The sequence below is a fragment of the Micrococcus sp. LASM2_SD2 genome (genome assembly GCF_057364565.1).
Window position 1 is genome coordinate 1 of sequence record NZ_JBNFOB010000014.1, and the last position, 20459, is coordinate 20459.

Sequence of the window (20459 nt, forward strand, 5' to 3'; positions counted from 1 at the left end):
CGACCCACGGCGGGGTGCGCGGCCGTCGGCGACGCGGAGGACGGGCGACGGGAGGGTCGAGTCGCCCATGGCGTCGCGGCCGCGGCGGACCGATGTTCGGGTCCGGCTCGCCGACCACGGCGTGGTCCTTGCCCTCGTACTCGTACTGGGACAGGAAGTAGCGCATGGCGTTGAGGCGGGCGCGCTTCTTGTCGTTGGAGCGCACGGAGATCCAGGGGGCGTGGTCCGTGTCCGTATGGCGGAACATGGCCTCCTTGGCCTCCGTGTACGCCTCCCAGCGGTCCAGGGACTCCAGGTCCATCGGGGACAGCTTCCACTGGCGGACCGGGTCGATCTGACGGATCGCGAAGCGGGTGCGCTGCTCGGTCTGGGTCACAGAGAACCAGAACTTGGTCAGATGGATGCCCTCGTCCACGAGCATCTTCTCGAAGGTCGGGGTCTGGCGCATGAAGGTCTCGTACTGCTCGTCCGTGGAGAAGCCCATGACGCGCTCCACACCGGCACGGTTGTACCAGGAGCGGTCGAACAGGACGATCTCGCCCTCGGTCGGGAAGTGGTTGATGTAGCGCTGGTAGTACCACTGGCCCTGCTCGCGGTCCGAGGGCTTGTTCAGCGCGACCACGCGGGCCGTGCGCGGGTTCAGGTGCTCGGTGAAGCGCTTGATGGTGCCGCCCTTGCCGGCGGCGTCACGGCCTTCGAAGACCACGATGAAGCGCTGGCCGGTGTCCTCGCCCCAGTACTGCAGCTTCAGCAGCTCGATCTGGAGGCGGTACTTCTCGATCTCGTACTCCTCACGGGACATCCGCTCCTCGTACGGATAGTCCTCCTTCCACGTCTCCACGGCCCTGCCCTGCGGATCGATGAGGTCCGGGTCGTTGGTGTGGCCGTCGGTGACGGTGTAGCCGCCCTCGCGGAGCTTGTCGATGAACGAGCGGAGGTTCTCGCGGGGGGCGTCAGGGGTGAGCAGCTGCACGGGCATCGTCCTCTTTCCTTCTCGCGGGCGCGCCCCCACAGGGCCGGCGGCCCACGACGGGCGGGACGACGGACCCACGGGACGGGTCTTGCCTCCATTATGGTCGGCACGCCGCGCCCCTGCCGGGTCTGCGGCGCGCCGTGAAGTGAACAGACGGTGAACGGTCATCGGTCGCGGCCCATGCCTCCAGGATGCGTGGGACGGGGCGGGACCCGTCCGGCACCGTCCCCTTCCGTGGCTGCCCCGACCGGGGCGCGGGGCCGTGTGGTTGGCTGGTGGCCATGCCCACCCCCGACTTCATCCTGTCCCTGCGCGAGAGGATCGGCCACGCCCCGCTGTGGCTGCCCGGCGTGAAGGCGGTCGTGCTGCGCGCCAACGACGCCGAGGTCCTCCTGGTGCGCAGGGCGGACAACGGCCGCTGGACCCTCCCCGCCGGGATCCTGGAGCCCGGCGAAGAGCCCGCGGACACCGCCGTCCGCGAGGTGCGGGAGGAGACCGGCGTGAAGGCCGACCCCCGCCGGCTCGCGGGGGTGGCCACCACCGCGGAGACGACCTCACCCAACGGCGACCGGCCGTACCTGGACGTGATCATGGTCCTCGACGCCGTGGCCGGGCGGCCCCGGGTCAACGACGACGAGAACCTCGAGGTCGGCTGGTTCCCCATGGACGCGACACCCGAGCTGCCGCCCCTGCACCGCCGGGCCCTGACGTGGGCCCTGGCCGGCGGTGCAGGACGGTTCGTGGCCGATGGGGAGGTCCGCGGCGGCTGAGGGCCCCGGATGCCGGCGGGCGCAGCCGTGCCGGACGGCCCCACCGCGCAGACGCGCAGCAGTCCATTCGGTACGCTGACTGGATGGCCGCTCCCACCCGCTCTGCCGCGACGGTGCACGCGAGGGACCGCCGGCCGCCTCACGACACACTCGCCGCCGTGCAGAGGTGCAGGGGCTGCGCGCGGTGGCCGTCATGCTCGTGGTGCTCTACCACGTGTTCACCGATCGGGTCTCCGACGGCGTGGACGTCTTCCTCTTCATCTCCGCGTTCTTCCTCACCGGCGGACTCCTGCGCCGCCTCGAGGCCGGTGAACGCCTCCACCTGCTCAGCCGATGGTCGAGGACGGCCCACCGGCTGATCCCGCTCGCAGGGCTGACCGTCGCCGCGACCTACGGCCTGATGGCGGTCTTCTACTCCCCCGCGCAGAACGCCACGTGGAGACTCGACGGCCTGGCGTCCGTCACGTACTGGGAGAACTGGCTGCTGGCCTCCCGGGCCGTCGACTACTACGCCACCGACGGGAGCACGGCCTCTCCGTTCCAGCACTTCTGGTCGCTCTCCGTGCAAGGACAGGTCTTCCTCCTCTGGCCGGTCCTGTTCGCTGCGGCCGCCGCGGTCGTCCGCCGCACGCCACTGCGTCCCGCGCCGGTCGTCACCGCGATGTTCAGTGCCGTCTTCGTCGCCTCCTTCACGTGGTCCGTGGTCAGCACCGCAGCTCGTCAGGAGTTCGCCTACTTCGACACCTCTGCACGGCTCTGGGAGTTCGCGCTCGCCTCACTGGTCGCCATCGCGGCCGAACGCCTCCGACCGGGCCCCCGGACCTCCCTGGCGCTCGGCTGGGTCGGCGTGGTCGGCCTGGTCGCGGTGGGTCTCGTCGTCGATGTCCAAGGCGCGTTTCCCGGCTGGATCGCGCTGTGGCCGCTGGCATCCGCCGCCTGCATCATGGTGGCCGGTCCCACGCGAAGTCGGTTCGGCGTCGACACCTGGCTCTCGGCCCGTCCGCTCACCGGCCTCGGGGATTCGGCCTACGCGCTCTACCTGGTGCACTGGCCGCTGCTGACGACGTGGCTCGTGGCGACCGGACTACCTCGGGCAGGAGCAGCAGACGGCCTCGTCGTCGTCATCCTGTCGATCGTCCTCGCCGTGTTCCTCACCCGCGGGGTGGACAGGCCCTTGAACAGGTGGGGTGACCGCACGGGCCATCAGGCGGCGACGGCCGCACTGACCGCCGGGGTGATCGTGTCCATCGTCGCGGCGGCAGGGCTCTGGCACGTCGCAGACCGTGCCCGGATGCAGTCCTTGCGGGAGGGCCAGGAGAACACCCACCCCGGAGCAGCGGTGCTCGATCCCGGCCACGAGGCACGGCCCGTCCCCGATGCTCCACCCCTTCCCCTGATCTCAGGGGACTACCCGCGGCCGGACTACCTGGCGTCCTGCCCCGGGGACCTCGAGCTTCGCCAGGGCGTCCAGGACCTCTGCCGCGTCGTCTACGCTCCGGAGGAGTCCCAGGGCATCGTCCTCCTGCTGGGCAACAGCCATGTGATGCAGTGGACGCCCGCCGCTGAGGCGTTCGCACGAGAACATGACCTGACACTCATGAGCTTCGTCCGCGGCGGCTGCATGCTCGGCTCCACAGAGGAACAGGTCGTCCCCTACCGCGTATGCCGAGAGTTCGCCGCGGAGGTGGGGAACGTCGTGGACCACGTCGACCCGGATGTGGTTGTCCGGCAGAGCACGGTGACCGCCTTCGACGGGTCGGAACGGCAGCTGGAGGGGACCCGCGCCTGGATCCGCCGGTTCTCCGCGGACGGGCGCCACGTCCTCGCGCTCAGGGACAACCCTCGCTTCCGCGAGGCCCTGCCCGTCTGTGCTGAACGCCTCGGTGCCGCCGCAGCCGAATGCGAGGTCCCCTACCCCCAGGACGTCGACCGGGCTGGACCGTTCGGTCGCCTGGAAGCGGCGGTCCCGCGTGTCGCCGAGCTCGACATGAACGACCTGGTCTGCCCGGACCGGATCTGCAGACCGGTGGTCGGGAACTTGTTCGTGTACTGGGACGACGGACACATCACCCCTGACTACGTGCGCAGTCTGGCGCCGGCCTTCACAGAAAGGACCACGCGGAAGCTGGCCGCCGCAGGATTCGACCTCTGACCGCGGCCGACTCAGAACAGGTTGACGAGTGCGACGTAGGCGGCCGTGCCCGCACCGATGGACAGCAGGGTGCGGCGGCCGGCGGCCAGGTGGACGACGACGGTCACCGCCGCAGCGATCGACGCGTAGGCGAGGCGCCGCAGGTCCACCGGCTCGCCCGGCGACAGGGCCGCGGAGTCCAGCAGCATGACCAGGGCGAGCACCGTGAGGATGCCCGCAGGCATCCACACGGCCAGCCGGCGCACCAGCAGGGACGCGCGCAGCGGCTTCAGCAGGGCGAACGGCAGTGCACGCAGGCAGAAGGTCACCGCACCGGCGACGAGCGCGACGGCGAGGATGTAGCCGGCGGAGACGGTCATCGGCGCCCTCCCCCGGTGGCCTCCGCACCGTTCGTGGCGCCGGCTCCCTCCACCACCGGAACGGCCCCGGTCACCGGGTCCTCCTCCGGCAGCCCGAGGGACCGGCGGCCGCGGGAGGCCAGGTGGGCCATCACCAGGAAGAGCACGTAGACGGCGAAGGCGACCACGAGCATCTCGTCCGGGGCCACGGCGAGCGCGACCGCCACGGCGGCGGCCGCCATGAGCACCAGCGGCACCTGCCTCCGCGTCCGGGCCGCGTCCAGGGCCAGGACGATGAACAGGGCGGTGAGGGCGAACTCCAGGCCCTCGATCGGAGCCGGGAGCAGACTGCCGGCGGCCACGCCCACGATGCCGCCGAGCACCCAGTAGGCCTGGAGGGCGACCTGCATGGCCAGCAGGCGCGGACCGGTCCAGCCCGTGCGGTGCGTGGTGGCGATCGCGTAGGCCTCGTCGATCAGCGCACCCATGGAGTAGACGCGTGCGGGCCGGGAACGCACCGCACGCAGCGGGAAGCTGAACGCGTAGAAGACGTGACGGAAGTTCACCAGGAACACGGTCACCGCGACCGTCACCAACGGGGTGCCCGCCACGATGAGCGAGACCAGCAGCAGCTCCACGGAGCCGGCGAACACCACCGTGGACAGCAGCGGTGCGGTCCACCAGGGCAGAGACGCCTGCGCCACGAGCAGGCCGAAGGCCAGACCGAGCGGGAACAGGCCCAGCCCCGCCGCCGAGGACAGGGCGAGGCCGCGGCGGACCTCGGCGCGGGTCGACGCGGTGGCGGCGGTGACGGTGGACTCGGTGCTCATGACGAGACCAGGGTGCCACTTGCACCGGCCCCGCGGAGCGATGGTGGACCCAGAGGGACTCGAACCCCCGACCCTCTCGGTGTAAACGAGATGCTCTAGCCGACTGAGCTATGGGTCCTGGAACGGCGCCATCCTACCGGCGTCTGAAGGTCAGCCGCGTTCCGGGTCGGCCGCGCCGGAGGGACATGCCTTGAGCAGCCCCGCCGTCAGCGCCTCGTGCGCGGCGCGGCTGCGGGGCTGGCCCGCCTCCGCCTCGACGCGCCCGACCTCGCTGCCCCCGGCGTCCAGCAGGACGGAGATCCTGCGGGCCCGGCCCGTCTCCGCGTCGAACGCGTCGAAGCCGCGGGCGGCCGCGCCGTGCGGCCAGAAGTCGGAGAGCAGCGTCAGCGGCTCGGGGAGCCCCAGGTCCTCGGCGACGCGTCGCAGGACGGGGGCGGAGTCGCAGGCGACGACCCGCACGGCCACGTGGTCGTCGGTCCAGCGCTCGGCGAGCTCGCCGAGCCAGGCCAGCTCACCGGTGCACACGGGCGTGAAGGCGCCCGGCAGGAAGGCGAGCCACACCCCCACCGGGCGTGCGCCCTCGTCGGGACCGGCGGTGGGTGCGAGCCCCGGATCCGCCAGCGGGGGGAAGGACCAGGACTGGCCGTGGGAGTCCCGCAGGGCGGGCCGGTCAGCCACCGCGCTTCTGCACGAGCTTCACGGCCGCCCAGTCCTCGGACACGCCGGCGCCGGTGGTGGCGTGCAGACCGGCCGTCGTGGCCGCCTCCTGCACGTCCGCGGGCTCCACGTGGCCGTCCCTGCCCTTGCGCGGGGTCATCACCCAGACCGGCCCCTCCTCCAGGGACGCCTGCGCGTCCACGAGGGTGTCCGCGAGGTCCGTCGCGTCGCCGTCGTCGGCGCGCCACCACAGCAGCACGGCGTCCACCGGCTCCTGGTCCTCCTCCGGCTGCAGCTCGGTGCCGAGCGCCGCCTCGAGGCGTTCGCGCAGCCCGTGGTCCACGTCCTCGTCATAGCAGAACTCGTGGACGTACTGTCCGGCGGTCAGGCCCAGCTCGTCCAGCAGGGCATGGGAAGCGTCGGTCGCGGTGGACCCGGCGTCCATAGTCGTACAGACCTCCTCGGTTGACGGCGGCGGCACCGGTCTCACGGCGACCGCCCGATCGGGTGATGGTCCCCACCATACGCGTCCGGGAGCGGAACGGACCTTCCCTCTGTGCAGGCGGGCGCGGGTAGGCTGTCCAGCGGACCACCTCATCAAACGGGGGCGGCCGCGTACCCCGCGGCCCGAGGCGGTCGCCGCACGGCGTCCGCGATCCCCCTCCCAGACCCCGCGGAGGCACCCCTCCGCCCAGCCAGAGGAGGCAGCTTGAGCGCAGCCGAAGAGAGCTCCCGCATCCTGAGCGGACTGACGAACAACTTCCCGGACAAGGATCCGCAGGAGACCGCGGAGTGGATCGAGTCCTTCGACGGGCTCGTGGAGGAGCGCGGCACCGAGCGGGCGCAGTACATCATGCGCTCCCTGCTCCAGCGCGCCGGCATGAAGTCCGTGGGCGTGCCGATGGTGACCACCACGGACTACGTGAACACCATCCCCGCGGACCAAGAGCCGGAGTTCCCGGGCGACGAGGAGCTGGAGCGCCGCTACCGCAACTACCTGCGCTGGAACGCGGCCGTGATGGTGCAGCGCGCCCAGCGTGAGGGCATCGGCGTGGGCGGGCACATCTCCTCCTACGCCGGCCAGGCGACGCTGTACGAGGTGGGCTACAACCACTTCTTCCGCGGCCAGGACCATCCCGGCGGCGGCGACCAGGTCTTCTTCCAGGGCCACTCCTCCCCCGGCAACTACGCGCGCGCCTTCCTCGAGGGACGTCTGACCGAGGAGGATCTGGACGGCTTCCGCCAGGAGAAGTCCAAGAAGGGCCACGCCCTGTCCTCCTACCCGCACCCGCGCATGATGCCGGAGTTCTGGCAGTTCCCCACCGTGTCCATGGGCCTGGGCCCGATGAACGCGATCTTCCAGGCGCAGTACAACCGGTACCTGCAGGACCACGGCATCAAGGACACCTCGGACCAGCACGTCTGGGCGTTCCTCGGCGACGGCGAGATGGACGAGCCCGAGTCCCGCGGCCAGCTGCACATCGCCGCCAACAACAACCTGGACAACCTGACCTTCGTGGTGAACTGCAACCTGCAGCGCCTCGACGGCCCGGTCCGCGGCAACGGCAAGATTGTCCAGGAGCTGGAGTCCTACTTCCGCGGCGCCGGATGGAACGTCATCAAGGTGCTGTGGGGCCGTGAGTGGGACCCGCTGCTGGAGAAGGACGACACGGGCGAGCTCGTGCGCGTCATGAACGAGACCGTCGACGGCGACTACCAGACCTACAAGGCGGAGAACGGCGCATTCGTGCGCGAGCACTTCTTCGGCCAGTCCTCCGTGACCAAGGAGCTCGTGGCGGACATGTCCGACGACGAGATCTGGGGCCTCAAGCGCGGCGGCCACGACTACCGCAAGGTGTACGCGGCCTACAAGGCGGCCGTGGAGCACAAGGGCCAGCCGACCGTCATCCTGGCGCACACCATCAAGGGCTACGGCCTCGGCAAGTCCTTCGAGGGCCGCAACGCCACGCACCAGATGAAGAAGCTGACCGTGGACGACTTCAAGTCGTTCCGCGACCGCCACCGCATCCCGGTGTCCGACGAGGTCATCGAGGGCGACCCACACAACATCCCGTACTACCACCCGGGCGAGGACGCCCCGGAGATCAAGTACATGATGGAGCGCCGCAAGGCCCTCGGCGGCGCCGTCCCGGAGCGCCGCAGCTCGTACCACACCATCCCGGTCCCGGACGAGTCCGCCTACAAGCAGGCGCGCAAGGGCTCCGGCAAGCAGGAGGCCGCCACCACCATGGCGTTCGTCCGCCTGCTCAAAGACCTGATGCGGGACAAGAACCTGGGCTCGCGCCTCGTGCCGATCATCCCGGACGAGGCCCGCACCTTCGGCATGGACTCGTTCTTCCCCACATCGAAGATCTACAACACCAAGGGTCAGAACTACCTCGCGGTGGACCGCGACCTGTTCCTCTCCTACAAGGAGTCCGCACAGGGCAAGCTGTTCCACGTGGGCATCAACGAGGACGGCGCCACGGCCGCGTTCAACGCGATCGGCACCTCCTACTCCACCCACGGCGAGCCGATGATCCCGGTGTACATCTTCTACTCGATGTTCGGGTTCCAGCGCACCGCGGACAACATCTGGGCCGGTGCGGACCAGCTGGCCCGCGGCTTCATGATCGGTGCCACCGCCGGCCGCACCACGCTGACCGGCGAGGGCACCCAGCACATGGACGGCCACTCGCCGGTGCTCGCCGGCACCAACCCAGCGGTCAAGCACTACGACCCGGCCTACGGGTACGAGATCGCGCACATCGTCCGCCAGGGCCTGGAGGACATGTACGGCGACCACGACCGCGGCGAGGACGTCCGCAACGTCATCTACTACCTCACGGTCTACAACGAGCCGATCGTGCACCCGGCCGAGCCCGAGGGCCTGGACGTGGAGGGCCTGCTCAAGGGCATGTACCTCCTCTCCGAGGGCGAGGCCGACGGCCCGAAGGTCCAGCTCATGGGCTCGGGCGTGTCCGTGCCGTGGGCCGTGGAGGCGCAGAGGATCCTCGCGGAGGACTGGGGCGTGTCCGCGGACGTCTGGTCCGTGACCAGCTGGAACGAGCTGTACCGGGACGCGGCCGCCGCCGAGAAGGACATGCTGCGCTCCGGCGAGGATCGCATCCCGTACATCGCCCGCAAGCTGGCGGACGCGGAGGGTCCGATCGTGGCGTCCACGGACTACACGACCTCCCTGCCGAACCAGGTGCGCCCGTTCGTGAAACAGGACATGGCGGTGCTCGGTGCCGACGAGTTCGGCTTCGCGGACACCCGTTCGGCCGCCCGCCGCTACTTCCTGATCGACGCCCACTCGATGGTTGTCCGCGCCCTCCAGATGCTGGAGAAGGACGGCTCCGTGGAGGCCGGCACCGCCGCGAAGGCGCACGAGAAGTACAGGCTGGACGACGTGAACGCCGGCACCACCGGCAACGCCGGCGGCGACGCCTGACCCGCACCGGACGGGGCCGACGCCCCGCCTCCCGACGACGGACCCCCGCCTTCCACGCGAAGGCGGGGTCCGTCGTCTCACGCTCCCCCGCCCTGCCTGCGGCGGACCGCGACGCACGGCGCCGGCTGTAGGGAACGTACAAAGTCCCCGCTAGGATCGGGCGCATGCCCGAGTCCCGTCCTCCCGCCGGCCCCCGCCCGATCTCGGCCGAGACGCTGGCACGGCTGCGTTCGCATCTGGGCGAGCTGAACACCGCGATCCTGCAGCGGGTGGACGCCGCCCTGCCCTGGTATCGGAGGCTGACGCCGGACGAGCGCAGCCATCTCGGCCTGGTGGCGCACCGCGGCCTCAACGGGTTCGTGCAGTGGTTCCAGCAGCCCGGTGTCACCAGCGGCCATGTCCTCGCCGACGTGTTCGGCGAGGCCCCCACGGAGCTGACCCGCTCGATCTCGCTGCAGCGGGCCCTGCAGCTGATCCGGACGATCGTGGAGGCCGTGGAGACGGTGGTGCCCGAGATCGTCCAGGACCGCGACCAGGCGGCGGTGCGCGAGTCGATGCTCCGCTACTCCCGCGAGGTCGCCTTCGCGTTGGCGGACGTCTACGCCCGCGCCGCCGAGACCCGCGGGGCCATGGACTCCCGGCTCGAGGCCGTGCTGCTGGACGCCGTGCTCCGCGGCCAGGACGCGGACGAGATCCGCCACCGCGCCACCGCCATCGGCTGGCGCGGGGAGCACCATGTGCTGGTCATGGCCGGCGGAGCTCCCGGCCCGGACAAGCCCTCCTACGTCAGCCAGCTGCGCCGCGCCGCGGCCCGGCACAAGTGCGACGTGCTCATCGGCGTGCAGTCCGAGCGGCTCGTGGTGGTGGTCGGCTCCGTCGACGACTCCGCCGCGGTGGCCGCCTCCCTGGCCCCGTGGTTCGCGGACGGTCCCGTCATCGTCGGACCCACCGTGGATACCCTGACCGAGGCCCACGTGTCCGCCCGGCACGTGTTCGCCTCCCTGTCCGCCGCGGCGCCATCCGCGGGCGCCCCGCCCCACGCCCACGCACGAGCTGCTCCCGGAACGGGCCCTGATGGGGGACCCGACCGCCCGGGAGGCGCTGATCCACGGGGTGTACCGTCCGCTCGTCGACGCGGGGCCGTCCCTGTTGGAGACCGTCGACACGTACGGGCTGCTCGGACACTCGCTCGAGGCCACCGCACGGGAGCTCTACATCCACACCAACACCGTGCGCTACCGGCTGCGCCGGGTCAGCGAGCTGACCGGCTGGGACCCGCTCGTGCCCCGTGACGCCTATGTGCTGCACACCGCCATCACCGTCGGCCGGCTCGCCGAGCAGGAGTCGGTCCACGGCGGGGACCGTGCACCCGCCGAACGGGACCGCTGAGTCCACTCTGCGAGACGGTTTGTAGGAAACCTCCAAACGGACCCGGAAGGGTTCGTGACCGCCGTGCCGCCCGCACGGGGGCTCCACCTGGAAGAGTGGTTTCCATGCTTGCGATCGTGTGCCCCGGACAGGGATCCCAGACGCCCGGCTTCCTCGCCCCCTGGCTCGAGCTGGACGGCGCCGCCGACCTGCTCGGGCGCCTCTCCGAGACCGCCGGGATGGACCTGGCCGAGCACGGCACCGCCTCGGACGAGGAGACGATCAAGGACACGGCCGTAGCCCAGCGTCTCATCGTGGCGGCAGGCCTCGTGTCCGCCCGGGCGCTCGACCTGGACGCCGTGGGCGGGGAGCAGGTCCTGATGGCCGGCCACTCCGTCGGCGAGATCACCGCCGCCGCACTGGCCGGCGTGCTGACCGCCGAGGAGGCCGCCGCCCTGGTGAAGGTCCGCGCAGACGGCATGGCCGAGCGGCCGCCGCCACCCCCACCGGCATGGCCGCCGTGGTGGGCGGGGACCAGGAGGAGGTCCTGGCCGCGATCGAGCGCCACGGCCTCGCGCCCGCGAACGTCAACGGTGCCGGCCAGACGGTGGCCGCCGGCACGGCGGAGCAGCTCGCGGCCCTCGGCGAGGACGCCCCCGCCAAGGCCCGCGTCATCCCCCTGAAGGTGGCCGGCGCGTTCCACACCGAGTTCATGGCCTCGGCCGTCCCCGCGCTCACCGAGCACGTCGCCGGGCTCTCCCCTGCCGATCCGCGCGTGGCCCTGTTGTCCAACCGGGACGGCGAGGCGGTCTCGTCCGGCGCCGAGGCGCTGGACCGCATCGTCGGCCAGGTCACCCGCCCGGTCCGCTGGGACCTGTGCATGGAGGCCATGGCGGCCCGCGGCGTCACCGGCGTCCTCGAGGTGCTGCCCGGAGGCACCCTGACCGGCCTCGCCAAGCGCGGCCTGCGCGGCACGAAGGTGTGCGCGCTCAAGACCCCCGACGACCTCTCCACGGCCGCCGAGTTCATCGCCGAGCACACCGCCTGAGCAGGCCGGAGCGCTCGCCCTACGGAGGGAAGCACCACGTGACCGTCACCCTGAACCAGTCCACGCCCGTCGCCGGTAGCCGCATCACCGGCGTCGGCGCCTACCGCCCGGAGAACCTCGTCCCGAACCAGGACCTGGTGGGCCCCATCGACTCCTCGGACGAGTGGATCCGCCAGCGCACGGGCATCATCACCCGCCAGCGCGCCACGGCCGAGGAGACGGTGCCGCTCATGGCCGAGGCCGCGGCCCGCGAGGCGCTGGAGGCCGCCGGACTGACCGGTGCGGACCTGGGCGCCGTGGTGCTCGCCACCGTGTCCTTCCCCTACCAGACCCCCTCGGCCGCGGCCGTCCTGGCCGAGGCGCTCGGTGCCACCCCCGCCCCGGCGTTCGACGTCTCCGCCGCCTGCGCCGGCTACTGCTACGGCGTGGCCCAGGCCGACGCCCTCGTGCGCTCCGGCATGGCCCAGCACGTCCTCGTGGTCGGTGTGGAACGCCTTTCGGACCTCGTGGACCCCACCGACCGATCCATCTCCTTCCTGCTCGGCGACGCGCCGGCGCCGTGGTGGTCTCCGCCGCGGACGAGCCCGGCATCTCCCGCAGCGTGTGGGGCTCGGACGGCTCGCGCTGGGAGGCCATCCGCATGACCCACTCGCTGCTGGACATGAAGGCGTCCGTGGACCGTGCCGTGGAGGACGGGGACGTCGCCTGCCTCACCGGCGGCGAGCACATGAACTGGCCCACCCTCCGCCAGGACGGGCCCTCGGTGTTCCGCTGGGCCGTGTGGTCCATGGCCAAGGTCGCCCAGGAGGCCATGGAGGCCGCCGGCGTCCGGCCGGAGGACCTGGCCGCCTTCATCCCCCACCAGGCCAACATGCGCATCATCGACGAGTTCGCCAAGCAGCTGAAGCTGCCGGACTCGGTGGTGGTCGCCCGGGACATCGCGGACGCCGGCAACACGTCGGCCGCCTCCATCCCGCTGGCCATGCACAGGCTCCTGCAGGAGCGGCCGCAGCTCAGTGGCGGACTGGCCCTGCAGATCGGTTTCGGCGCCGGACTGGTCTACGGCGCCCAGGTCGTGCGTCTCCCCTGAGACGCCCGACACATGATTCACTGACCAACGTCACCATCCCCGAAGAGAACAAAGGAGACGCCACCATGGCTTCCAAGGAAGAGATCCTCGCCGGCCTGGCCGAGATCGTGAACGAGGAGACCGGTCTGGAGACCGAGGAGGTCCAGCCGGAGAAGTCCTTCACCGACGACCTGGACATCGACTCGATCTCGATGATGACCATCGTGGTCAACGCCGAGGAGAAGTTCGACGTGAAGATCCCGGACGAGGAGGTCAAGAACCTCAAGACCGTCCAGGACGCCGTCGACTACATCGAGGGCGCCCAGGCCTGAGCCTGACGCACGCCGCCCGCCGGCCACGGCGGCGGCACCACCGGCCGTGGCCGGGGACGGCACCGCGTCGTCCCCGGCCCGCCCCGGCCGCCGGGCCCCACGGAAGGTCCGCCACCCATCTGAGCGCCGCCGACGACGGCGCACCCGCCACACCGAGTCCGTCCGACGACGGCACCGACCTCGAGGGGACAGCAGAGACCATGACCCGCACCGCAGTGATCACCGGACTGGGCGCCACCACGCCGATCGGCGGCGACGTGCCCACCTTCTGGGCCAACGCGCTGGCCGGCACCCCGGGCGCCCGCACCCTCGAGCACGAGTGGGTCCAGCAGTACGACCTGCCCGTGACCTTCGCTGCCGAGCTCGCCGTGCCGACCTCCGACGTCCTCAAGAAGGTCGAGCTGAAGCGGCAGGACCCATCCATGCAGATGGCCACCGTGGCCGCCCGCGAGGCCTGGGCCGACGCCGGGCTCGGTGAGGACGCCGACATCGACCACGAGCGCTTCGCCATCGCCTTCGGCACCGGCATCGGCGGCGTCTGGACGCTGCTGGACGGCTGGGACACGTTGCGCGAGCGCGGCCCGCGCCGCGTGATGCCGATGACCGTGCCGATGCTCATGCCGAACGGCGCGGCCGGCGCCCTGTCCCTGGAGTTCGGCGCCCGCGGCGGCGCCCGCACGGTGGTCTCCGCCTGCGCCTCCGGCACCGAGTCCCTCGACCTCGCCCTGGAGATGATCCGCTCGGGCAAGGCGAACATCGTGATGACCGGGTCGACCGAGGCCGCCATCCACCCGATTCCGATCGCCGCGTTCTGCGCCATGCAGGCCATGTCCCGGCGCAACGACGACCCGCAGGCGGCGTCCCGTCCGTACGACGTGGACCGCGACGGCTTCGTGCTCGGAGAGGGCGCAGGCGTGATGATCGTCGAGTCCGAAGAGCACGCCAAGGCCCGTGGCGCCCGCATCTACGCGCGCCTGGCCGGCACCGGCGTCACCTCCGACTCCCACCACATCACCGCCCCGGAGCCGGAGGGCCTCGGTGCCACCCGCGCCATGCGCGCCGCGCTGGAGGACGCCGGCGTGGCTCCGGACCAGGTGTGCCACGTCAACGCGCACGCCACCTCCACCCCGGTCGGGGACAAGCCCGAGTACTACGCCATGCGTGCCGTGTTCGGCGACCATGTGGACCAGGTGAAGGTCTCCGCCACGAAGTCCCAGACCGGTCACCTGCTCGGCGCCTCCGGCGCGATCGAGTCCGTGCTCTCCGTGCTGGCCGTCCACCACGGCAAGGCGCCGGTCACCATCAACCTGGACCACCAGGACCCGGACATCCCGCTCAACGTGGTCACCGGTTCTCCGGCCGAGCTGCCCGAGGGCGAGCGCGCCGTCGTGAAAAACTCCTTCGGCTTCGGCGGACACAACGCCGTCGCCGTGTTCACCTCGTACTGAGCGTGACCCCGGCGCCGCAGACGGCGCCTGGAGACTCAGGGCCGGGAACGGAGACGAGATCCTCCGTACCCGGCCCTGAGTCGTGCGTGGACGGTCATGCGTGGACGGTCGACGCCCCTAAGGAGCAGACGGCGGGGCGGCTCACCAGGGGGTGTTGCGCGACTGGATCCTCATGATCAGGTCGCGGTCGTCCGGCTGGCGGCAGTTCTCCGCGACCTTGTTGCGCTGACGGTGCCCGCACGTGCCGCAGACATGGACGATCTGGAACCCCTTCTTCGGGTGGTAGTCGATCTGCTCGGCGGTCATGACGCCCAGACACGTGGAGGAACGATCCCCCGGGGTGACGTCCACGTGGACGGAGGCGAGGCAGAACGGGCAGTGGTTCCGGTAGGAGCCGTTGTTCAGCGGAAGCACGTGGCGTCCGCATGCGGCGCAGTCGAACTCCGTGTTCTCGGTGCTCCGGGACATGGGTGGGCTCCTTCGGACTGGGGACGTGCTGACAGCCTAGCCGGGGCACGACGACGGCCCCCGCCATCCGGTGCGGGGCGTCGGTCTGTGCTCGGCCGGGGCCGATGGGAGGGTCGGTCAGCCGACCTCCCGGAGCCAGCGGACGGGAGCACCCTCCACGGCCTGACGGAAGGGCTCGAGTTCCTCGTCCCAGGCCTCGCCGAGGGCGAGGGAGAGCTCGTGGAAGACGGCGGTGGGGTCGCCTGCACCCTGCTCGTAGGCATAGCGGATGCGGTCCTCGGACACCATGATGTTGCCGGTGACGTCCGTCGTGGCGTGGAAGATGCCCAGCTCGGGGGTGTGGGACCAGCGCGAGCCGTCGCAGCCGGCCGAGGCCTCCTCGGTGACCTCATAGCGCAGGTGGGCCCAGCCGCGCAGGGCAGAGGCCAGCGCCGCGCCGGTTCCCTGGACGGCGGTCCAGTGGAGCTCGGCGCGATAGTGTCCGGGCGCGGCAGGCTGCGCCGACCAGTCGACGCTGACATGGGTGCCCAGAGCAGAGCCCAGTGCCCACTCGACGTGCGGGCAGAGCGCTGCAGGAGCAGAGTGGATGTGGACCACTCCGCGGGTCTCGACGTGGGACATGGTTCCTCCGGATGCAGTGCGGTACGTCTTCCCCTACGACCACGCTGCTCTGACGCCCACAGGGGCCCGGCGGTGTTCCACGTTCTTCACTTGTGCCGACGGGACTCCACTCCGCCTCCGTCCGGGGACGGCTGCGGCGAGGGGGTCTCGTCGGGCTCCATTGTGCACGTTCGGCCCGGTGCGGGCAATCACGGCGGAGCATTTCGTGGCCGTGTCGTGCCCTCCACTCCCAGGATCGCGGTCACGCACGCCTGCGCGCAGGCTCCAGGTCACGCCGGACGTAGCGCAGGTGCGCCCACTCCTCTTCGAGGATCACCCGAATACAGTCGCCCACAGTGGGCTTCCAGTCATCGGCTGGACCCCAGGGATGGTCACGGGGTTCGTCCAGTTCCTCCTGGGTGACGTGACCAAGGTAGTCGGCGACCTCACGCTGATGCGCCGCGCGCACCTCCATGATCTCGTCCCTGTTCTCGGGTTCGCGGAACATCGAGGCGTCGTGGCCCATCTGGACGTCACCGGTGAACGGCAGTCCGATCGGATGGAACGGTTGCTCCTGGCGCTCGATGCCACCATGGAGCCACCCATCGGTGGCCAGGATCAAGTGCCTCAACGTCTGGTGCAGCGACCGTTCACCGCCCGCCGATTCGTCGCGCAGCTCGTCAGGAGTGTCAGCGACAGTCGTGGCCCACGCCTGGGTCACGGCCTCGTAGCAGCGGCACAGTCATGCAACGTCAGTGCTCTTGGGCAGCTCGCGTCCAGGAAACCGGCGGTTGAGCTCAGCGTCCACCAACGGGACGACGTCGACCCCGTTGACGATCAGAGAGCCGAAGAACAGGTCATGACCGTCGATCTCGAGCCTGTCGACATCACATTCGCGGATGGTGAGGCCGGTCAGGTCGGAGAAACGGATGGTGGCCGCATCGAATCGGGCACGAGTCAACCGTCGACGTCTCAGGGCGTCGGGATCCGAATGGACGCCACCGGAGATCAGGCGCGGGGATGGGCCTGGCGGTATCCGTCCCTGAGCCGGTCGATGGAGACGTGGGTGTACACCTGGGTGGTCTGCAGCGAGGAGTGCCCCAGGACCTCCTGCACGCTGCGCAGGTCCGCCCCGCCGTCCAGCAGATGGGTGGCGGCGGTGTGCCGCAGCGCGTGCGGTCCGCGGGCGGAGGTGTCTCCGAGGCCCTCGAGGGCGCGGTCCACCACGGCACGCACCTGGCGGACCCCCAGGCGTCCTCCGCGCACGCCCAGGAAGAGGGCGGGACCGGAGTCCGCTTGTGTCAGTACGGGACGACCGTGTGCGAGCCAGTCGTCGACGGCATCGGCCGCAGGGCCGCCGTAGGGGACGGTGCGCTGACGGTTCCCCTTGCCGATCACGGTGAGCGTGCGGCGTCCGGGGTCCAGGTCGTCCACGTCGAGCCCGGAGAGCTCGGCCACGCGGATCCCGGTGGCGTAGAGCAGCTCGACCACGGCTAGGTCCCGGCGGGACACAGCGGCCGCCGCCAGGTCCTCCGAGGTCTCCGCCGCGGTGACGGCCTCGGCCAGGGCGGCCAGCAGCCGGTCCATCTGCCCCCGCTGGAGCACGGGCGGCAGGGTCGCATCGGCCGCGGGTGAGGCCAGCCGGACCGTGGGGTCGTCCTCGCGCAGTCCCTCGCGCACGGCCCAGGCCATGTAGGTGCGAGCACTGCTGATCCGGCGGGCCAGCGTGGTGCGGGCCAGGCCGGAGCGGGCCATTCCCGCCAGCCACCGGCGCAGGTCAGTGAGGTCGAGCGAGTCCAGGGCGCTGCGGCCGCGGAGGCCGCGGGTCCCGTGGTCTCCGGGTGCTCACGGTGCAGGTGCGTGAGCAGGTCGCGCAGGTCGGTCTCGTAGGCGCGGACGGTGTTCTCGCTGCGGTGCCGCTCATGTCGCTGGTGCTCGGCGAACGCCTCCAGCCGGGCACGGTCGGCGGCAGAACCGTGGCCCGTGGGCGCGGTCGCGGCCCCGCGTCCCGACGCTCCTGCGCCCTGTTCCGGCTGCTGGCTCATGCCTCCACTGTCCTCTCTCCCGAGGTGGCCGCCGACCCCGCGCTCCCTCCCGCGGCCGGGGTCGCCGTCTGCCCGACGGTGGCGCCCGCAGCCCGCGAATGCCTCACCGCCGCGCGATCGGTGAGGATGCGCGACTTCGCGAGCAGCTCCCCGTATTCGTCTGCAGCCGTCGAGGACCACGTGATGCCGCCGCCGACCCCGTACTCCGCGGTACCGGCGACCAGGTCCGCGACGACGGTCCGGATGGCCACGCTGAAGACGGTCCGCGGCCGTGCCCCGGGGGCCAGGTAGCCCACGGCGCCGCAGTAGACCCCGCGGGGCGCGTCTTCCAGCTCGGCGATGAGGTCCATGGTGGAGGCCTTCGGCGCCCCGGTGATGGACCCGCACGGGAACAGCCCGGAGAACAGCTCGGGCAGCCCCGTGTCCGGCAGCGTCCTCCCGGTGACGGTGGAGGTCAGCTGCCAGACGGTTGGGTAGGCCTCGCAGGCCAGCAGGTCGGTGACCGCGACGCTTCCGGTGCGGCTGACCCGGGCGACGTCATTGCGCATCAGGTCCACGATCATCACGTTCTCGGCCCGGTCCTTCTCGCTGGCCTCCAGACGGGCGCGGGCCGCCTGGTCGGATCCAGGGTCCGTGCCGCGGGCCGCGGTTCCCTTCATCGGCCGGACCGTCAGGATCCCATCCTCGTGGTGCAGGAACAGCTCTGGGCTGGCGCTGAGCACGGAGAGCCCGCCGGTCTCGAGGTGCGCGTGGAAGGAGCCCTGCTGCCTGCGGGCGAGGTGGGCGTACCAGCGCCGCCGCTCTCCGGCATCGGCGAGCAGACCGGCAGGCAGGTCCGCCGTGAGCCGGGTGGTGAGGTTGCACTGGTAGGTGTCTCCACGGGCGATGGAAGCATGAACCCGGGAGAGACGGTCGGCGTGCTCCTGGGGAGTCCACTGCGACTGCCAGTCCAGGTCCACGGTGTCGCCGGCGGGCAGGGCCGTGGGCTCCGAGACGGGGGCGTCTGCGAGGCCGAACCAGACCAGGGGCCGGCCCGGGGTCGGCTCATGGCAGCGGAACCTCGGGTCCAGGCCGAGGGCCGCCTCGTAGGCCACGTACCCGGCCGCCCACCGGCCGCGGTCCACGGCCCGCTGCACGCGGCGCAGGGCGGCAGCACGTGCCCGGGCCCGGCGACGACGATCTCGTCGAAGGAGTCGAACTCGAGGACGGTGCCAGCGGCGAGGTCGTCGAAGCGTGCACCGGGCACGGCCGTGGGGCCTGTCTGCACCGTCGGTCCTCTCTGTCCGGCGTGTGTCCTGCCGCACCAGCATAGGCGGATCCCTCGCCGTCCCCTCACGGCGCTCAGTCGGCCGGCGCCCGTCGCGCCGCGGCACGCGGCCCCCGGCGCCAGCGACGATCCCGTTCCTCGGCCAGCCCCTGCCGCGCGAAGCGCCGCAGGACGGCCACGAGCGACGGCACCGGCATGCCCGCCGCCACGGCCAGCCGGTCGAGCGTGGCATGGGACCGGACCGGGAGGGCGTCGAAGACGAGCAGCTCCTGCTCGGACAGTCCGTCCTCAGGCCTCGCGTCCCCGTCTTCTCCCCCAGCGCGGAGCCCGTCTCCGGCGCGCAGGGCTCGTCCGCCCGGACCTGGTGGCGCTGCCGAGTCCCGGGACGGTGCAGGGTCCCGCCGCGAGGCGGAGCCCTGCGGTGATGCGGGATCCCGGGTCGGGCCGGGATCGCCCCCGCTCCGGAGCAGCCCACGCACGTCTCCCACATCGGCGACGAGCCGCGCCGGGGTCTCCAGAAGCAGCCGATGGCAGCCGGCGGAGCTCGGCGAGGTGATGGGCCCCGGGACCACGCCGAGTTCCCGGCCGAGGCCGAGGGCGTGAGACGCCGTGTTCTGGGCGCCGGAGCGCCAGCGCGCCTCCACGACGAGCACACCGGCCGACAACGCGGCGATGAGCCTGTTGCGGTACAGGAACCTGTGCCGTGTGGGGCTGGCACCGGGCGGCATCTCGGAGAGCAGCAGGCCGCGTTCCATGACGGCACGGAGCAGGTCCTCGTGACCGGCGGGGTAGAAGCGGTCGAGTCCTCCCGCGAGCACGGCGACCGTCGGCGGTGTCCCCTGCCCGGCCTCGAGGGCGACGCGGTGGGCATGTCCGTCGATGCCGTAGGCGCCCCCGGACAGGACGGTGACCCCCTCGGCGGCGATCGGGGCCACGAGTCGGCCCGTGACGGCTCGGCCATACGCGGTCGCTTCGCGGCTGCCCACGACGGCCAGGGTGTGGGAATGGTCCGGGAGCACCGCCGTGCCGCGGGTCCAGAGCGCGACTGGTCGGCGATGGCCGAGGTCGTCCAGGCAGCCGGGCCAGGCGGCGTCCTCCGGGATGAGCAGGCCGCCGCCGAGCCGATGCATCGTCACCAGGTCCCGTTCCGGGGAGAGCTCTGCGGCCCGGGGCGCCCACCGACGCAGTCCCGCCGAGAAGCGTCGCCGCCAGCCGTCCGGGCTCCCGGAGGCCTCGGCGAGCGCCGCCTCCTCCTCCCGGGTCGGGCGGCAGCGCCCAGTGAGCAGGGCGAGCGCGTGCTCGGGACCGAGACGGGCGATGACGGCCAGTGCCGTCTCATCGCCGGGCTCGACGAGCCTGGTCAGCGCGGCCCGGGCCAGCCGCACCTGATCGCGGCTGCGGTCCCTTCCGTCCATGTCCGGGCCGGGGGTGAGACCGAGGAGGGGGCGGGTGGTCGGCGGCTCGGTCATGCGGCTTCCTCCTCATCCTGGCGCCGGCGCAGGTGCAGGGCGACGTCCACGTCTTCGGAGGAGGGCACGGCCGCTCCGCGAAGGTCGGCGACGGTCCAGGCCAGCCGCAGCACGCGGGGCGTGTCCCCGCGCGCTGAGCCAGCCGGCGTCCACCGCCGAGTCGGCAGCGGC

17 protein-coding genes, 1 tRNA gene and 6 pseudogenes are annotated in these 20459 nt (G+C 71.6%); 9 read left to right on the forward strand and 15 right to left on the reverse strand.

The window, feature by feature from the left end:
• Window positions 1-979, reverse strand: a pseudogene (gene ppk2, locus AC2W7A_RS01815) (polyphosphate kinase 2); the annotation flags it as partial.
• A 275-nt stretch (window positions 980-1254) separates the two neighbouring features.
• On the opposite strand from ppk2, the gene AC2W7A_RS01820 reads away from it, so the two are divergent.
• Both AC2W7A_RS01820 and AC2W7A_RS01825 read left to right on the forward strand, forming a co-directional pair.
• Window positions 1255-1743, forward strand: coding sequence for an NUDIX hydrolase (locus tag AC2W7A_RS01820; RefSeq protein WP_485989838.1), 489 nt, complete (start codon window positions 1255-1257; stop codon window positions 1741-1743).
• A 166-nt stretch (window positions 1744-1909) separates the two neighbouring features.
• Complete coding sequence (locus AC2W7A_RS01825; protein WP_485989839.1) at window positions 1910-3895, forward strand: acyltransferase family protein; 1986 nt, start codon at window positions 1910-1912, stop codon at window positions 3893-3895.
• 11 nt (window positions 3896-3906) lie between these two features.
• Here AC2W7A_RS01825 and AC2W7A_RS01830 read toward each other — a convergent pair whose 3' ends face one another.
• From AC2W7A_RS01830 to AC2W7A_RS01850, 5 genes are all read right to left on the reverse strand, one after another.
• Complete coding sequence (locus tag AC2W7A_RS01830) at window positions 3907-4254, reverse strand: branched-chain amino acid transporter permease (protein ID WP_485989840.1); 348 nt, start codon at window positions 4252-4254, stop codon at window positions 3907-3909.
• Entirely contained in the window at window positions 4251-5063 is an 813-nt protein-coding gene (locus AC2W7A_RS01835; protein WP_485989841.1) for an AzlC family ABC transporter permease, read from the reverse strand. Before AC2W7A_RS01835 ends, AC2W7A_RS01830 begins: the two co-directional genes overlap by 4 nt.
• 41 nt (window positions 5064-5104) lie before the next feature.
• A tRNA-Val gene (locus AC2W7A_RS01840) sits at window positions 5105-5181 on the reverse strand.
• A 32-nt stretch (window positions 5182-5213) separates the two neighbouring features.
• Window positions 5214-5741 (reverse strand): redoxin domain-containing protein, encoded by a 528-nt coding sequence (locus AC2W7A_RS01845; RefSeq protein WP_485989842.1) that lies wholly within the window; start codon window positions 5739-5741, stop codon window positions 5214-5216.
• A complete protein-coding gene (locus AC2W7A_RS01850) occupies window positions 5734-6165 on the reverse strand; it encodes a DUF3052 domain-containing protein (RefSeq protein ID WP_485989843.1) in 432 nt (143 codons plus the stop codon). Before AC2W7A_RS01850 ends, AC2W7A_RS01845 begins: the two co-directional genes overlap by 8 nt.
• A gap of 264 nt (window positions 6166-6429) precedes the next feature.
• Between AC2W7A_RS01850 and aceE the strand changes: the two genes are divergently transcribed.
• The 7 genes and pseudogenes from aceE to AC2W7A_RS01885 all read left to right on the forward strand — a co-directional run bounded on the left by aceE (window position 6430) and on the right by AC2W7A_RS01885 (window position 14439).
• Complete coding sequence (aceE, locus tag AC2W7A_RS01855; protein WP_485989845.1) at window positions 6430-9174, forward strand: pyruvate dehydrogenase (acetyl-transferring), homodimeric type; 2745 nt, start codon at window positions 6430-6432, stop codon at window positions 9172-9174.
• Between the two features lie 629 nt (window positions 9175-9803).
• A pseudogene (locus tag AC2W7A_RS01860) lies at window positions 9804-10103 on the forward strand (PucR family transcriptional regulator); the annotation flags it as partial.
• 145 nt (window positions 10104-10248) lie between these two features.
• Window positions 10249-10434: pseudogene (locus tag AC2W7A_RS01865) on the forward strand (helix-turn-helix domain-containing protein); the annotation flags it as partial.
• Window positions 10435-10667: 233 nt separating this feature from the next.
• Window positions 10668-11590: pseudogene (locus AC2W7A_RS01870) on the forward strand (ACP S-malonyltransferase).
• A 38-nt stretch (window positions 11591-11628) separates the two neighbouring features.
• Window positions 11629-12680 (forward strand): annotated as a pseudogene (locus tag AC2W7A_RS01875) (beta-ketoacyl-ACP synthase III).
• Between the two features lie 65 nt (window positions 12681-12745).
• The gene (locus tag AC2W7A_RS01880; protein ID WP_067190265.1) at window positions 12746-12991 is read left to right on the forward strand and encodes an acyl carrier protein; all 246 of its coding nucleotides are present in this window, start codon (window positions 12746-12748) and stop codon (window positions 12989-12991) included.
• Window positions 12992-13191: 200 nt separating this feature from the next.
• The gene (locus AC2W7A_RS01885; protein WP_485989846.1) at window positions 13192-14439 is read left to right on the forward strand and encodes a beta-ketoacyl-[acyl-carrier-protein] synthase family protein; all 1248 of its coding nucleotides are present in this window, start codon (window positions 13192-13194) and stop codon (window positions 14437-14439) included.
• A gap of 141 nt (window positions 14440-14580) precedes the next feature.
• Here AC2W7A_RS01885 and AC2W7A_RS01890 read toward each other — a convergent pair whose 3' ends face one another.
• From AC2W7A_RS01890 to AC2W7A_RS01930, 9 genes and pseudogenes are all read right to left on the reverse strand, one after another.
• Complete coding sequence (locus AC2W7A_RS01890; protein ID WP_485989847.1) at window positions 14581-14907, reverse strand: RNHCP domain-containing protein; 327 nt, start codon at window positions 14905-14907, stop codon at window positions 14581-14583.
• Between the two features lie 117 nt (window positions 14908-15024).
• On the reverse strand, window positions 15025-15528 hold the full coding sequence (locus AC2W7A_RS01895; RefSeq protein ID WP_485989848.1) for a DUF3145 domain-containing protein: 504 nt from the start codon (window positions 15526-15528) through the stop codon (window positions 15025-15027).
• 241 nt (window positions 15529-15769) lie between these two features.
• Window positions 15770-16228, reverse strand: coding sequence for a DinB family protein (locus AC2W7A_RS01900; RefSeq protein ID WP_485989849.1), 459 nt, complete (start codon window positions 16226-16228; stop codon window positions 15770-15772).
• A gap of 21 nt (window positions 16229-16249) precedes the next feature.
• Window positions 16250-16468 carry a hypothetical protein gene (locus AC2W7A_RS01905; protein WP_485989850.1) on the reverse strand — a complete coding sequence of 73 codons (219 nt, stop codon included), beginning with the start codon at window positions 16466-16468 and terminating at the stop codon, window positions 16250-16252.
• 47 nt (window positions 16469-16515) lie between these two features.
• On the reverse strand, window positions 16516-17262 hold the full coding sequence (locus tag AC2W7A_RS01910; protein WP_485989851.1) for a tyrosine-type recombinase/integrase: 747 nt from the start codon (window positions 17260-17262) through the stop codon (window positions 16516-16518).
• Window positions 17263-17396: 134 nt separating this feature from the next.
• Window positions 17397-17552, reverse strand: a pseudogene (locus AC2W7A_RS01915) (hypothetical protein); the annotation flags it as partial.
• Window positions 17549-18688, reverse strand: coding sequence for a chorismate-binding protein (locus AC2W7A_RS01920; RefSeq protein ID WP_485989852.1), 1140 nt, complete (start codon window positions 18686-18688; stop codon window positions 17549-17551). The pseudogene AC2W7A_RS01915 and the gene AC2W7A_RS01920, both read right to left, overlap by 4 nt.
• A gap of 205 nt (window positions 18689-18893) precedes the next feature.
• Entirely contained in the window at window positions 18894-20288 is a 1395-nt protein-coding gene (dprA, locus tag AC2W7A_RS01925) for a DNA-processing protein DprA (RefSeq protein ID WP_485989853.1), read from the reverse strand.
• Window positions 20285-20401 carry a magnesium chelatase subunit ChlI family protein gene (locus AC2W7A_RS01930; protein ID WP_485989854.1) on the reverse strand — a complete coding sequence of 39 codons (117 nt, stop codon included), beginning with the start codon at window positions 20399-20401 and terminating at the stop codon, window positions 20285-20287. Before AC2W7A_RS01930 ends, dprA begins: the two co-directional genes overlap by 4 nt.
• Window positions 20402-20459 lie beyond the last annotated feature (58 nt).

Excerpts from the sequence above, each read along its gene's own strand:
- AC2W7A_RS01895 (WP_485989848.1), bottom strand. The coding sequence starts at position 15,528 with ATGTCCCACGTCGAGACCCGCGGAGTGGTCCACATCCACTCTGCTCCT.
- AC2W7A_RS01885 (WP_485989846.1), top strand. The coding sequence starts at position 13,192 with ATGACCCGCACCGCAGTGATCACCGGACTGGGCGCCACCACGCCGATC.
- AC2W7A_RS01850 (WP_485989843.1), bottom strand. The coding sequence starts at position 6,165 with ATGGACGCCGGGTCCACCGCGACCGACGCTTCCCATGCCCTGCTGGAC.
- AC2W7A_RS01910 (WP_485989851.1), bottom strand. The coding sequence starts at position 17,262 with ATGGCCCGCTCCGGCCTGGCCCGCACCACGCTGGCCCGCCGGATCAGC.
- AC2W7A_RS01880 (WP_067190265.1), top strand. The coding sequence starts at position 12,746 with ATGGCTTCCAAGGAAGAGATCCTCGCCGGCCTGGCCGAGATCGTGAAC.
- AC2W7A_RS01820 (WP_485989838.1), top strand. The coding sequence starts at position 1,255 with ATGCCCACCCCCGACTTCATCCTGTCCCTGCGCGAGAGGATCGGCCAC.
- AC2W7A_RS01835 (WP_485989841.1), bottom strand. The coding sequence starts at position 5,063 with ATGAGCACCGAGTCCACCGTCACCGCCGCCACCGCGTCGACCCGCGCC.
- AC2W7A_RS01890 (WP_485989847.1), bottom strand. The coding sequence starts at position 14,907 with ATGTCCCGGAGCACCGAGAACACGGAGTTCGACTGCGCCGCATGCGGA.
- dprA (WP_485989853.1), bottom strand. The coding sequence starts at position 20,288 with ATGACCGAGCCGCCGACCACCCGCCCCCTCCTCGGTCTCACCCCCGGC.
- AC2W7A_RS01830 (WP_485989840.1), bottom strand. The coding sequence starts at position 4,254 with ATGACCGTCTCCGCCGGCTACATCCTCGCCGTCGCGCTCGTCGCCGGT.